This window comes from Streptomyces sp. NPDC037288, assembly GCF_055603265.1.
Window position 1 is genome coordinate 1 of sequence record NZ_JBVJVY010000084.1, and the last position, 12,963, is coordinate 12,963.

At 71.0% G+C, this 12,963-nt stretch carries 12 protein-coding genes and 1 pseudogene; 5 read left to right on the forward strand and 8 right to left on the reverse strand.

Annotation, left to right across the window (positions count from 1 at the left end; all coding sequences use genetic code 11):
• Nucleotides 1-140: 140 nt before the first annotated feature.
• From ACZ7GZ_RS40205 to ACZ7GZ_RS40215, 3 genes are all read right to left on the reverse strand, one after another.
• Nucleotides 141-2,081: a S53 family peptidase gene (locus tag ACZ7GZ_RS40205; protein WP_471032372.1), complete on the reverse strand. Its 1,941-nt coding sequence runs from the start codon at nucleotides 2,079-2,081 to the stop codon at nucleotides 141-143.
• 248 nt (nucleotides 2,082-2,329) lie between these two features.
• Nucleotides 2,330-2,962 (reverse strand): DUF305 domain-containing protein, encoded by a 633-nt coding sequence (locus ACZ7GZ_RS40210; protein WP_471032373.1) that lies wholly within the window; start codon nucleotides 2,960-2,962, stop codon nucleotides 2,330-2,332.
• A complete protein-coding gene (locus ACZ7GZ_RS40215; RefSeq protein WP_471032374.1) occupies nucleotides 2,959-3,633 on the reverse strand; it encodes a DUF3105 domain-containing protein in 675 nt (224 codons plus the stop codon). Before ACZ7GZ_RS40215 ends, ACZ7GZ_RS40210 begins: the two co-directional genes overlap by 4 nt.
• A gap of 173 nt (nucleotides 3,634-3,806) precedes the next feature.
• On the opposite strand from ACZ7GZ_RS40215, the gene ACZ7GZ_RS40220 reads away from it, so the two are divergent.
• The 3 genes and pseudogenes from ACZ7GZ_RS40220 (at nucleotide 3,807) to ACZ7GZ_RS40230 (ending at nucleotide 5,041) form a co-directional block, all read left to right on the forward strand.
• Nucleotides 3,807-4,250 carry an Rrf2 family transcriptional regulator gene (locus ACZ7GZ_RS40220; protein WP_471032376.1) on the forward strand — a complete coding sequence of 148 codons (444 nt, stop codon included), beginning with the start codon at nucleotides 3,807-3,809 and terminating at the stop codon, nucleotides 4,248-4,250.
• 132 nt (nucleotides 4,251-4,382) lie between these two features.
• A pseudogene (locus ACZ7GZ_RS40225) lies at nucleotides 4,383-4,514 on the forward strand (FAD-dependent monooxygenase); the annotation flags it as partial.
• Between the two features lie 194 nt (nucleotides 4,515-4,708).
• Nucleotides 4,709-5,041, forward strand: coding sequence for an FAD-dependent monooxygenase (locus ACZ7GZ_RS40230; protein WP_471032378.1), 333 nt, complete (start codon nucleotides 4,709-4,711; stop codon nucleotides 5,039-5,041).
• Nucleotides 5,042-5,051: 10 nt separating this feature from the next.
• Here ACZ7GZ_RS40230 and ACZ7GZ_RS40235 read toward each other — a convergent pair whose 3' ends face one another.
• On the reverse strand, nucleotides 5,052-6,239 hold the full coding sequence (locus ACZ7GZ_RS40235) for a globin domain-containing protein (protein WP_471032379.1): 1,188 nt from the start codon (nucleotides 6,237-6,239) through the stop codon (nucleotides 5,052-5,054).
• A 306-nt stretch (nucleotides 6,240-6,545) separates the two neighbouring features.
• Between ACZ7GZ_RS40235 and glnA the strand changes: the two genes are divergently transcribed.
• Entirely contained in the window at nucleotides 6,546-7,907 is a 1,362-nt protein-coding gene (glnA, locus tag ACZ7GZ_RS40240) for a type I glutamate--ammonia ligase (protein ID WP_471032380.1), read from the forward strand.
• A gap of 117 nt (nucleotides 7,908-8,024) precedes the next feature.
• Here glnA and ACZ7GZ_RS40245 read toward each other — a convergent pair whose 3' ends face one another.
• From ACZ7GZ_RS40245 to ACZ7GZ_RS40260, 4 genes are all read right to left on the reverse strand, one after another.
• Nucleotides 8,025-8,294 carry a hypothetical protein gene (locus tag ACZ7GZ_RS40245; protein WP_450799791.1) on the reverse strand — a complete coding sequence of 90 codons (270 nt, stop codon included), beginning with the start codon at nucleotides 8,292-8,294 and terminating at the stop codon, nucleotides 8,025-8,027.
• A gap of 138 nt (nucleotides 8,295-8,432) precedes the next feature.
• Nucleotides 8,433-9,452, reverse strand: a complete 1,020-nt coding sequence (locus tag ACZ7GZ_RS40250; RefSeq protein ID WP_471032382.1) for a TolB family protein — start codon at nucleotides 9,450-9,452, stop codon at nucleotides 8,433-8,435.
• Nucleotides 9,449-10,708 carry an MFS transporter gene (locus ACZ7GZ_RS40255; RefSeq protein ID WP_471032385.1) on the reverse strand — a complete coding sequence of 420 codons (1,260 nt, stop codon included), beginning with the start codon at nucleotides 10,706-10,708 and terminating at the stop codon, nucleotides 9,449-9,451. The genes ACZ7GZ_RS40250 and ACZ7GZ_RS40255 overlap by 4 nt, the downstream gene beginning before the upstream one ends.
• A gap of 1 nt (nucleotide 10,709) precedes the next feature.
• Nucleotides 10,710-11,597 (reverse strand): alkaline phosphatase family protein, encoded by an 888-nt coding sequence (locus tag ACZ7GZ_RS40260; protein ID WP_471032387.1) that lies wholly within the window; start codon nucleotides 11,595-11,597, stop codon nucleotides 10,710-10,712.
• Between the two features lie 128 nt (nucleotides 11,598-11,725).
• Here ACZ7GZ_RS40260 and ACZ7GZ_RS40265 point away from each other — a divergent pair, with 128 nt between their 5' ends.
• Nucleotides 11,726-12,646, forward strand: coding sequence for a DUF72 domain-containing protein (locus tag ACZ7GZ_RS40265; RefSeq protein ID WP_471032389.1), 921 nt, complete (start codon nucleotides 11,726-11,728; stop codon nucleotides 12,644-12,646).
• Nucleotides 12,647-12,963 lie beyond the last annotated feature (317 nt).

The following is a 12,963-nucleotide window of genomic DNA, read 5'->3' on the forward strand; positions in this document are numbered from 1 at the left end:
GGGGGGTCGTGTGGGAGGAGAGCGGCGGTTGGGGGGGGTGGGGGAGTCCTCCCGGAGGGGGGGGGGGGGGGGGAGGGGGGGGGGGGGGGGGGGGGGCGGCCCCCCCCCCCCCCCCCTCCGCTCAGCGGAGCGTCAGCGTGTCAGTGCTTCTTGTACGACTGCACGTAACCGTTCGCCGGCGAGCCCACGCCCGTGACGTCGTCGTAGCCCTTCACCGCGGACAGCGAGCTGTCCTTGCCGAGGCTGCGGACCGAGGTCGCGAGGCCGCCGGAGGCGTCGAGGCCGTTGACGAAGTCGATCCGGGCCACCGCCAGGTCGGTGCCGGTCGGCTTGTCCGTGACGTCGTGGTAGACGCCCTGCTTGCCGTACTTGCCGTAGATCGTCGGGTTGGCGAAGCCGATCGCCTTGCCGCCGCGCGCCTCCTGGGCCAGCGCCTGGACCGCCGCGATCACCGGAGCGGCGAGCGAGGTGCCGCCGATGCGGTACTCGCTGTACTGCTGCGAGCCGTCCGGGAAGGTCTGGGTCTGGCCGACCAGGAAGCCGGTGTTCGGGTCGGCGATGGCCGCGATGTCCGGGACGACGCGGTTGCCGGCGGCGTTGTTGGCCGTGGCCAGCGCCTGCGGGACGATGCCCTTCTGGTAGTACGGCTGCGGCACCGTCTTGCTGGTGCCGCCGCCCGCGCCCGAGGTGAACGTGCCGGGGAAGTTCGTCCAGCTCTTGCCGTCCGCCGACAGGGTCGCCTTCTCGGTGCCCCAGCCGGTCTCCCACTGGTACGTGTTGTCCTTGCCGACGGCCAGCGAGGTACCGCCGACCGCGGTCACCCAGGCGGAGTTGGCCGGGGTGTCGACCTGCTTCGTACCGGACTTGGCGGCCTGGTCGCCGTCGTCACCGGAGGAGAAGTAGAAGCCGATGCCCTGCACGGCGCCCAGCTGGAAGACCTGGTCGTAGGCGGCGGCGAGGTCCGGCGTCTGGTTGGCCTCGATGTCGCCCCAGGAGTTGGAGACGATGTCGGCCAGGTGGTTGTCGACGACCTTGCTGAGCGAGTCGAGCAGGTCGGCGTCGTAGCAGGAGGCCGCGCCGACGTAGGTGACGTCGGCGGACGGGGCGACCGCGTGCACGGCCTCGACGTCGAGGGTCTCCTCGCCGTACCAGCCGGCGGCGCCGCACTCCTTGGTCTTGGTGTAGTTCTTCGGCAGCACCTGGTGCAGCTGGCCGGTCTTCCAGGCCGCGTCACCGTGCTTCTGCGCGTAGCTGCCCGCGTCGAAGGCGATGGTCGGCGAGGCGTAGGCGTCCGTGATGGCGATCCGGACACCCTTGCCGGTGTAGCCGCCCGCGCCGTAGGCGGAGCGCAGCTGCTTGCCGGTGTAGCCCTTGATCGCGTACGGGATCTTGCCGCCGTACGCGTCCGGGAGCGTGGTCGCGATGTTCGAGCCGTAGTACGAGGAGAACGGGCCCGAGTTCTTGAACACGGCGTCCGGCGGCGGCAGCTGGTCGTCGTGGTTCGCCTTGTGCGGGGCGTTGTCCAGGCCGGTGACGGTCAGGACGGCGTCCTTCACGGCGGACGGCACGGAGGCCGTCTGCGCGGGGGCGCGGTAGGTCGCCGAGCCCTTGGCGTAGTTGTGCAGCTGGGTGCCGAACGCCTTCTCGGCGGCGGCCACGTCACCGGAGACGGCGACGTAGTGCGAGGTGACCTCGGTGACCTTCAGACCGGCCGAGGTCAGCCAGGACTTGACGGCGGCCACCTGGGCCTTGGTGGCCCCGAAGCGGGCCTGCGCCTTCTTGGCGTTCAGGTACTTGCCGTACAGCGGCGAGCTGGGGTCGGACACGGCCTTGGCGTAGGCGGCCAGGCCCGCCGCGTCCTTGCCGGCCAGGTAGACCCGGGCGTTCACCTTGGCGCTGTCCGAGGTCGCGCCCTTGTCCGCCTTGGCCGTGGCCCAGAGCGGCTTGGTGCCCTTCAGTGCGTCACGAGCGGGGCTGTCCGCGGCGTGCGCCGCGGGTATGCCCAGCGCCAGCGCGCCGGCGACCATGGGCAGTGTCGCTGCCATGCTCACGGCGCGCAGCTTGGCGCGGTTGGATCTCATAGAACCCCCTGCGATGCGGTTCGCATGCATGTAGTGGTCGGTACGTCACGCGTCCGCGCGCCGGCCCGCGGCGGTTCGGCCGGGCGAATGGATCACATGATGGGCGTCACTCTGTCGATGAACCGTTCATGCCAGGGGAACGTAAAGGTCAAGAGAAGCTCAAGTGGCCGTCAGGTGGGGCGAATTGCGCCTTTCGTTCCTCACGGTTGGGTAACGGAACGGCCCGGCGACTGTTCACGTACCGCTGATCACGAACGCGGCGCCGCTCCCCGCTCCCTGAGCATTCCGGCCATCACCTGAAGCTCCGACTGCTGGGCGTCGACCATGCCCTGCGCGAGCCGCTTCTCCACGCCGACGGTGCACTTGGCCACGCACCCCTCGGCCATGTGGATCCCGCCCTTGTGATGGTCCGTCATCAGCTGCAGATAGAGGATCTCGGCCTGCTTGCCGCTGAGCGACTGGAGCTTCCTCAGCTCCGTGTTCGTCGCCATGCCCGGCATCAGTGCGCCGTCCTTGCCGGAGGCCATGCCGCCCATGCCCATCCAGGTCATCGGCGGCTCGGCCGACACCTTCGGCAGTTCCCACAGGTCCAGCCAGCCGAGCAGTATGCCGCGCTGGTTGGCCTGCGTCTGCGCGATGTCGTAGGCGAGCCGCCGCACGTCCTCGTTCTTCGTGCGGTCCCGGACGATGTACGACATCTCGACGGCCTGCTGGTGGTGGACCGCCATGTCCCGCGCGAACCCGGCGTCCGCCGACTCCGCGCCCGGCGTCTTCGGACCCGGGCCGCCGGAGTCCTCGGCGACCGCGTAGGTGATCGCACCGGCCCCGACGAGCACCGCCGCCGAGGCCCCCGCGATCCAGCCGATGTGCCGCCGCCTCACTTCATGACCCCGCCGGTGCAGGAGGCGCCCGGCTCGGGGGTCTGCCGGCCCTGGACGTACGTGGTGAAGAACTTGTCCACTTCCGGATCGCTCGCGCTCTTCACCGTCACCTGGTGGCCCCAGGCCGACAGGATCAGCGGCGCCGCCTGGTTCTCGTACGGGCTCATCAGCGAGTACGGCGTCTTCTTGACCTTCGCCGCGAGCGCGTCGACGTCGGCCTTCTTCGCCTGGCTCGTGTACGTCACCCAGACCGCGCCGTGCTCCAGCGAGTGCACCGCGTTCTCGTCCGGCACCGGCTCGGTGTAGACGTCGCCGTTGCAGTTCGCCCAGACCGGGTTGTGGTTGCCGCCCACCGGCGGGTGCATCGGGTACGCCACCTTGGTCGTCACATGCGTCCGGGACAGCTTGCCGCTCCAGGTCTTCACGCCGCCGTCCCCGGTGACCCAGTGCCCGGAGTCACCGGCGGAGCCCTTGGCGTCGCTCGCGGTGTCCTTCTTGCCGTCCGACTGGGAGTGCACGAGGACCACGCCGCCGACGACGAGACCGGTGACGACCACCACGCTCGCGGCGACGGCGAGCACGCGGTTGCGGCGCTCGCGGGTGCGCTCGGCGCGGCGCATCTCCTCTATGCGCGCCTTGCGCGCCGCGGTGCTGTTCTTGGCGGAACCCATGAGGTCGTCCTTCTGGGAAAGGGGGCGGCATCGGTAAGGGGTGGGCCCGCTGATCGTAATCGGGAAGGGCCGTCCTCCGTAGGGAGGGCGGGTCAAACTTCCGTAGGGCCTGCGGGCGGGGGAGCGACGGCGGATAATTTGAACCGTGGATGCGTATTACCTACGCTCGTGGTATGCGGCTCCTGCGCTCCACCGACCTGGCCCTGCGCGTCCTGATGCGACTGGCCGTCGCCGCCGACGCCACGCCCACCACCCGCCAGGTCGCGGCGGACATGGCCGTGCCCTACACGCACGCCGCGAAGGTCGTCGCCGAACTGCAGCACCTGGGCCTCGTCGACGCCCGGCGCGGCCGGGGCGGCGGTCTCACGCTCACCGGGGAGGGCCGTACCGCCTCGGTCGGCGCGGTGGTGCGCACCTTCGAGGGCGACGGCGACGTGGTCGACTGCGAGGGGGCGGCTCCCTGCCCCCTGAACTCCGGCTGCCGCCTGCGCGGTGCCCTGCGCCGGGCGCAGGAGGCCTTCTTCGCCGCGCTGGACTCCGTCACGGTCGCGGATATCGTCTCCGAACCGACCGGTCCGCTGCTGCTCGGTATCTCCCGGGGGCCGGAACGCGCCTGATGCGCCGGCCGTCGGTCGTCTGCGGGTTCGTCGTGGTCGACCGCGTAGTACCCCGCACTTCTTCGGGGCGCGCTTCCGCCGGCCGGAAACGGCGTTGATCACCGGGGTGCGACGACGACGGGGGGGTGCGTCATGAAGGTCCTCATCTCCGGCGCGAGCGTGGCCGGTCCCGCGCTCGCCTTCCTCCTGCACCGCGACGGCCACGAGGTGACCGTGGTCGAGCGTGCCCCGGCCCTGCGCGACAGCGGCTACGCCGTCGACTTCCGGGGCGCGGCCTTCGAGGTGCTGGCGGATCCGGGGACCTGGAGGAGGTGCGCGGGCACGCCACGGGGATGCGCGGCACCGATCTGCTGGAACCGACCCCGAGCGGATGTCCGTGAGCCTTTCCTTCGCCAGCGACTCGCCCGGGCTGGACCTGCTGGGCCGCCCGGAGCAGGAACGGATCACCCCGGGAGCGGATGGCCGGCGCGGGCTGGATCGTGCCCCGCCTGCTGGACGACATGTCCGCCGCCCCGGACCTCTACTTCTCCTCGGCCTGCCAGGTCCACCTCGACCACTGGTCCGAGGGCCGGGTGGTGCTGCTGGGCGACGCCGGTCACTGCGCCGCCCCCGCCTCGGGCATGGGCACCTCCCAGGCCCTGATCGGCTCCCGCACCCCGGCCCGTCACCTCGCCGGGTCCGGCGGCGACCACACCAAGGCCTTCACCGCCTACGAGCGGGAGCTGCGCCCGTACGTGGCGGAGAACCAGGAGATCGGCCGGGAGGGCGCCCGCAGCTTCGGCGCCCACTGACCGGAGGGGCTCAGCCCTGGGCCAGCCACAGGTCCGGGCCGAACACCTCGTAGTGGATGTCGGCCGGGGCCACGCCCCGCTCGATCAGCTGGGCGCGGACCGCGCGCATGAAGGGCAGCGGCCCGCACAGGTACGCGCGCGTGCCGGGCCGTACGGCGATGCCGGCGAGGTCGACCAGGCCGGTGCGGGCGCCCGGCTCCGCGTCCCGCTCGTAGAAGAAGTGCGCGGACGCCTCCGGGAGCTTCCCGGCGTAGGTCTCGTGGGCGGTGCGCAGGGCGTGGTCGGCGGGGGAGCGGTCGCCGTGGACGACGGTGACCGGGCCCTGGTGGCCGGTGGCCGCGAGGTCGGCCAGCATGGCGACCATGGGGGTCACGCCGATGCCGGCGGAGGCGAGCAGCAGGGGGGTCCCGGCGGCGGCGTCCAGGACGAGGTCGCCGTACGGCTCGGACAGGTCCAGGACGTCGCCGGCCCGCACGCGTGCGTGGAGGTGGTTCGACACCTCGCCGTCGGGGGTGGCGTCCTGGCCGGTCACGCGCTTGACGCTGAACTGGCGCACGCTCTCGCCCGGCGCCCCGGACAGGCTGTACTGCCGTATCTGGCGGGCGCCGTCGGGCAGCTCGACCTGGACGGAGACGTACTGACCGGCGCGGAAGTCGCGCACCGGGCCGCCGTCGGCCGGGCGCAGCCGGAAGGTGACGACGTCCGCCGTCTCCTCGACGCGCTCCACGACCTCCCACGGCCGCCGGACCTGGCTGCCGCTCTCCTCGTACAGCCGCCTCTCGATCGCGATGAGCGCGTTCGCCATCAGCCAGTAGACCTCGGTCCAGGCGGCGGCGACCTCGGGCGTCACGGCCTCGCCGAGGACCTCGGCGATCGCGGCGAAGAGGTGCTCGTGCACGACGTCGTACTGCTCGGGCGTGACGCCCAGCGAGGCGTGCTTGTGGGCGATGCGGCCGAGCATCGCGTCGGGCCGGGTGTCCGGGTGCTCCAGCAGGTGCGTGGCGAAGGCGGCGATGGAGCCGGCGAGGGCCTGCTTCTGGGCGCCGGAGGCCTGGTTTCCGCGGTTGAACAGGTCCCGCAGCAGTTCGGGGTGGGCGGCGAAGAGGCGGGCGTAGAAGCGCTCGGTGATCTCGCCGATGGCCGCGCCCACGGCGGGAAGGGTGGCGCGGACGGTGGCTGCGGACTGCTCGGACAGCATCGGGACTCCTCACGACTCGACTGATCGAAACGCTATGAAAACTTGCATCTGAGATACAAATTAAATGGGCGTGGCATCCCTCACGTCGCGAACCGGACCGGCCATTACGGATGTCGGTCCGAGCAGGCAAGATGGGCGAGAGAGCAGTACACCTGCCGTACGAGAGGCGTTCAGGCCGAAGACGCTCGGGCGATCAAGGTCCGCAACGCGCATGAAATGGTGTTGTGGTGGGATGCTCAGGTGCCCGACCGCCTCCCGAGGGATGGGGGACAGGCGGCCTGACCAGCAAGGATGGGGTAGCGGAAGATGGACAAGCAGCAGGAGTTCGTGCTCCGGACACTGGAGGAGCGTGACATCCGGTTCGTACGCCTGTGGTTCACGGACGTGCTGGGCTTCCTCAAGTCCGTCGCCGTGGCCCCCGCCGAGCTGGAGCAGGCCTTCGACGAGGGCATCGGCTTCGACGGCTCCGCCATCGAGGGCTTCGCCCGGGTCTACGAGTCCGACATGATCGCCAAGCCGGACCCCTCCACCTTCCAGGTCCTGCCGTGGCGCGCGGAGACCCCCGGCACCGCCCGCATGTTCTGCGACATCCTCATGCCGGACGGCTCCCCGTCCTTCGCCGACCCGCGCTACGTCCTGAAGCGCGCCCTGGCCCGCACCTCCGACCTGGGCTTCACCTTCTACACCCACCCCGAGATCGAGTTCTTCCTGCTGAAGGACCGCCCGCTGGACGGCTCCCGCCCCACCCCGGCCGACAACTCGGGCTACTTCGACCACACACCGACCAACGTCGGCATGGACTTCCGCCGCCAGGCGATCACGATGCTGGAGTCCATGGGCATCTCGGTGGAGTTCTCCCACCACGAGGGCGCGCCCGGCCAGCAGGAGATCGACCTGCGCTACGCCGACGCGCTCTCCACGGCCGACAACATCATGACGTTCCGCCTGGTCATGAAGCAGGTGGCACTGGAACAGGGCGTCCAGGCGACCTTCATGCCGAAGCCTTTCTCCGAGCACCCCGGCTCCGGCATGCACACGCACCTGTCCCTCTTCGAGGGCGACCGGAACGCGTTCTACGAGTCGGGCGCCGAGTTCCAGCTCTCCAAGGTCGGCCGCTCCTTCATCGCGGGCCTGCTCCGGCACGCGGCGGAGATCTCGGCGGTCACCAACCAGTGGGTGAACTCCTACAAGCGCATCTGGGGCGGCTCGGAGCGCACGGCGGGCGCGGGCGGCGAGGCCCCGTCGTACATCTGCTGGGGCCACAACAACCGCAGCGCCCTGGTCCGCGTGCCGATGTACAAGCCCGGCAAGACGGGCTCCGCGCGCGTGGAGGTCCGCTCCCTGGACTCCGGCGCCAACCCCTACCTGGCCTACGCCCTCCTGCTGGCCGCCGGCCTGAAGGGCATCGAGGAGGGCTACGAGCTGCCGCCGGGCGCCGAGGACGACGTCTGGGCCCTGTCCAACGCGGAGCGTCGCGCGATGGGCATCGAGCCCCTCCCGCAGAACCTCGGCGAGGCCCTGACCCTCATGGAGGGCAGCGACCTGGTCGCCGAGACCCTCGGTGAGCACGTCTTCGACTTCTTCCTGCGCAACAAGAAGTCCGAGTGGGAGGAGTACCGCAGCGAGGTCACGGCCTTCGAGCTGCGGAAGAACCTGCCGGTGCTGTAGTCGCGGGCCGGCGGTCGGTCCCCAACGGTTGCGGGCGGTGGTACCGGAGTGCGCCACAGCGCTCTCGGTGCCACCGCCCAGCCACTTCCCACCGTTCAGGGGTGCTGAACCGACCTGTTACCAGGCCTTGTTGTCGCAGCCCATGGTCGAACCGATGTGCGTCGCCTGCGCGCCCGGGTCGCCTTCGCCGTTGAGCGCGTTGCCCAGCACGCCGTTGAGGATCCCGACCTCGCCGAGGACGTCGAGGTTCAGGTCGTGCGACCGGCAGTTCGAGCTCTGCATGACGCTGTTGCCGCCTTCGCCTCCGGCGTGAGCGGTGCCGGCGGTCAGGAGCCCGACGCTCCCGAGAGCCGCGACCATGACGGCAGCCTTGTGAAGCTTGTTCATGTGATCTCCATAGAGTGAGTTGTGGATGCGATCTGTCACGGATCTTCCACCTACAGCAACGGAGATTAGGGTGTAAATCCGCCAAAATGGACATCGACACGCCGATTTAATGATCGAGCGGACCGTGAGCCGGGGCCCTTACGGCACATACGCCGGTGACACCGCAGCCACGCTGATCGGCCGCGCCCGCCCCGACCCGTCCGCCGGAACCTGGTACAGATCGGCGCCGTAGTCACCTGGCAGGGCGTACACGACCGTACGGGCGTCCCGCCAGACGACCTGGTCGTCCACGCTCCTCCGCTCGGCCAGCGGAGTCTCGCGCATCGTCCGCAGGTCGAGCACGTACAGATGCCAAGGGGCGTCCTTGGGCAGGCCCTTGACCCGCTTCTTGTAGGCGATCCGGGTGCCGTCGGGCGAAAGGGACGGGCACTCGACGTTCGTGTGCAGGGTCGTGACCGTACGGGCCCGCAGATCACCGCGGACCAGATAGGTCCGCCCCTGGGTCGCCAACGTCGCATAGAACGTGCGGTCGTCCGCCGCGAACGTCACCCCCCAGAAGTTGACGTCCGCCGCCCGGTACGGATGCCCGTCCCTGACGATCCGGAAGTCCTCCAGGGACGGGACCAGTTCCCCGCTCCTGGTGTCCACGATCGCCGCACGCGTGGAGAAGTCCGTCCCGGCGTACGAATCACCGCCCACGAAAGCCGTCCAGGCCGCGAAGTGACCCGTGGGGGAGACCCGGGCCCGGGACGGAACACCCGGGACGCCGTACCGGTGCACCGTCCGCAACCGGGCGTCCAGAACAAGCGCGCGATACGTGTCCGAGACCGGCCCGTGCACCGCCTGCAGACACACACCCGTACCCGAAGCGGCGTGGAAACGAAGGCACTTGACCCCGGACGCGGTCCGCGCCCCCGACGGATCGCCGGCCGGAACGCTCACCACCTCGTCCCGGTGCGGGCCCCACGCCATGTTCCGGAACACCATCCGCTCGTGCCCGGTCAGCGTCACCGCCCCCGCCGTGACCCTCGGTCCGCCCGCCTGCGCCTGGTCACGGCGGTCGGCCCGGGCCGAGGCGTGCAGCACGGACGCCAGCCCGACCGCCGCGAGCACGGCGACGGCGGCGACCAGGATCAGGACGCGGCTGCGTACGGTCATGCGGGTACCGTCCCCTTCGGGCGCAGGATCAGGGAGAACACGGCACACGCGGCCAGCGCCACCATCGCGCCCGCCAGCGCCGCCCGGTCGCCCCACACCGTCCAGGCCGCGCCGAACAACAGACCGCAGGCGAACCGGGCCAGCGCCTGCCCGGTCTGCACGAGGGCCAGCCCGGACGAGCGCAGCGCGTCCGGCACCCCGTCCGAGGCCGCCGCCATCAGCACCCCGTCGGTGGCCGCGTAGAAGGCGCCGTGCAGAGCCAGCACGACATACGGCAGAGCCGGTCCGTGCCACGCCGTGAGCAGCGACGCGTACGCGACCAGCAGGGCACCGTGCCCGGCGACGAAGACCACCCACCGGCCCACCCGGTCCGCGAGCCGCCCGAGCGGCACCGCCAGCAGCAGGAACGAGGCGGCCGTACCGAGCGGCAGCAGCGCGAACCACCGGTCCGGTACGCCGAGCCGCCGCTGGAGCAGCAGATACACGAACGAGTCACTCACCGTGGCGAGACCCAGCAGCAGCGCGCACAGGGCAACCCGCCGCAGCCCCCGCCGCCGCAACAGCCCCACCGCACCCCGCAGGGTGGGCCGCTCCTGTGCGACGGCACCACCGCGCCCGCCCGGCACGAAGAGCACCAGCACCAGGACACCGGCCACCGCCACGCAGAAGCTGACGGTGAACACCGCGTCGTACCCGTCGACCGTGGCCCGCAGGATCAGGAACGCCACCAGCGGCCCGAGCAGTGCCCCGGCCGTGTCCATCGCCCGGTGCACCCCGAAGGCGCGCCCCCGCGACTCGGCCGTACCGGACAGCGAGATCAGGGCGTCCCGAGCTGCGGTCCGCAGCCCCTTCCCGGTGCGGTCGGCGGCCAGCACGAGCCCGATCGGCGTGAGCGAGTGCGCCACCAGCAGCAACGGCTTGCACACGGCGGAGAGGCCGTACCCGAACCCGGCGACCCACTTGTGCCGCCCGCCGCCCCGGTCCGCGAGATGCCCGCCCGCGAGCCGTACCACCGCCGAGAACCCGTTGTACACGCCGTCCAGCAGTCCGAAGCCCAGCGGGGACAGGCCGAGCCCGGTGACCAGGTACAACGGCAGAACAGCGGTGACCATCTCGGAGGAGACATCGGTCACCAGACTGACCGTTCCGAGCGCGAGCACGGTCGGGGCGATCGCGGCACGGCGCCGCCCGGCCGGTGGCCGGACGGCACCGTCCGCGGACGCCGGCGTACTCGCGCGGCTGTCCGCTACGTACACGTCAGGACGCCCAGATGCCGGTGATGTCCTGGGCGGAGGCGGCGTTGCCCGCGTGCGAGGTCAGCCCCTGGCTGTCCTCGAGGGTGCGCAGCAGGTCGTAGTGGTTGTAGGTCGTGGAGCCGGACGACCCGGCCGCCACGGGCTGCCCGTAGAGCACCGTGGGAATCCGGTTCCCGCTCAGCCGGTTGTCCTCGTCGAAGGTGACGACGAGCAGACTGTTGTGGCTCTTGGCCCAACTCGCGTAAGCGCCCAGGTTGTTCTTCAGCCAGGTGTCGCCGGTGGACACCGAGCAGTCGTGCATGTCGCTGCACAGGTTCGGGGTCACGAACGACAGCTGGGGCAGCGTCGAGTAGTCCGTCGGGAACTGGGCGAACGTCTTCGCGCTCGACGTCGGCACATTGCCGAACCCGAACCACGGGTTGTGCTTGCGCGCGTAGTTCCCGCTGCTGCACGTGGTCGAGCCCGCGCTCGGCAGGGTCTCGTTGTAGCTGGCCCAGCTGCGCCCGGCGGCGATCATCTCGGAGGCGAGGTTGGGCGCCGACGAGAAGCCCGGCGTGTAGCAACTGTCGTCCGTGATGCCCTGCGTCGAACCGGAGAACAGGGCGAAGTAGTTGGGCTGGCTCGGGTGGGTCTCGGCGTACGACTGCGTGAGGCTGGCGCCTCCCGACTTCAGCGAGTTGATGTACGGGGCGCTGGAGGAGCCGATGACCTGGCTGTAGGCGTGGTTCTCGAAGACCACGACGACCACGTGGTCCGGACTCGGCACGGCGCCCGCGGCGTGCGCGGACTCTTCGCCGAACCCGGTCCACAGCCCGACCGAGGCCGCGGCGAACGCCGCCGCGGACGCGACGACGGTACGGGCACGGCGGTACACGGAACTGCCGGACACATCAACCTCCGGGGTGGGGGAACGGGGCTGGCGGTGCGGACAGAGCATGCACACGTCAATCTTCCCGCGTCCCACGTCAGCCAACCTCGCGGGTGAAGACCGGATGAACGAGGGGTACCCCCGCCCCCATGGCGCGGATTCTCGTGGGCACATGCGGCTGGACGGACCGAGCCCTGCTGACGAGCGGCTGGTACCCACCCGGCCACCGGGACGCCGAAGGCCGCCTACGGCACTACGCGAGCCGTTTCCCCGTGGTGGAGGCCGACTCCCCCTACTACGCCCTCCCGGCCCTCCGCACCACCCGCCTCTGGGCGGACCGCACCCCACCCGGCTTCCGCTTCGACGTCAAGGCCTTCTCCCTCCTCACCGGCCACCCGACCCGCCCCTCCGCCCTCCCACCGGACCTCCGCGCACACCCCCGCGACGAAACCCTCCGCGAAGAGGTCTGGACCCGCTACGCCCAGGCACTCACCCCCCTGCGCACCTCCGGCCGTCTCGGCACCCTCCTCTTCCAGTACCCGCCCTCGCTCACCCCCGGACCCGCCGCCGAGGCCTTCATCCACACCGCCCGGGAACGTGCCCGCGACTGGCCCTTCGCCGTGGAGTTCCGCAACCCCGCCTGGTGGCACCCCGACCAGGCCCGCCGCACCGGCGCCTTCCTCACCGACCTCGACGCCACCGCCGTAGCGGTCGACACCCCCCAGGGCTTACCGACCTCGATGCCGCCCACCACCCCCCTCACCACGGCCCACCTCTCGGTGATCCGCTTCCACGGCCGCAGCCGCCACTGGGGCACGGGCACCAAGGAGGACCGCTTCCGCCACGGCTACACCACCCCGGAGCTGGGCGAATGGCTCCCACGCATCCGAGCCCTGGCATCCGCCACCGAGGAGCTCCACATCCTCTTCAACAACTGCTGCGGCGACGCGGCCCCCGAGGCGGCGCAGACCATGCACGACCTCCTGACCACGCCGCTCCCGCACCCGCGGGAACGCGGCGGACGGACGACGTCCGACGAGACCACGGCAGACACCGCCCCCGGGCGATGACCCCGACACTCCCGCACCCGTGCACGGCGGGAAGGGACGTGGCCGGTTGGGTGGCGTCCGACGGCAGTCACCGGTGACGCTCCCGCAGCCGTGTGCGGCGGGGAGGGACGTGGCCGGTTGGGTGGCGTCCGACGAGAGGCCACGGCAGTCACCGGTGACCCTCCTGCAGCCGTGCACGGCGGGGAGGGACGTGGCCGGTTGGGTGGCGTCCGAAGGACCACTGGCAGTCACCGGTGACGCTCCCGCAGCCGTGTGCGGCGGGGAGGGACGTGGCCGGTTGGGTGGCGTCCGACGAGAGGCCACGGCAGTCACCGGTG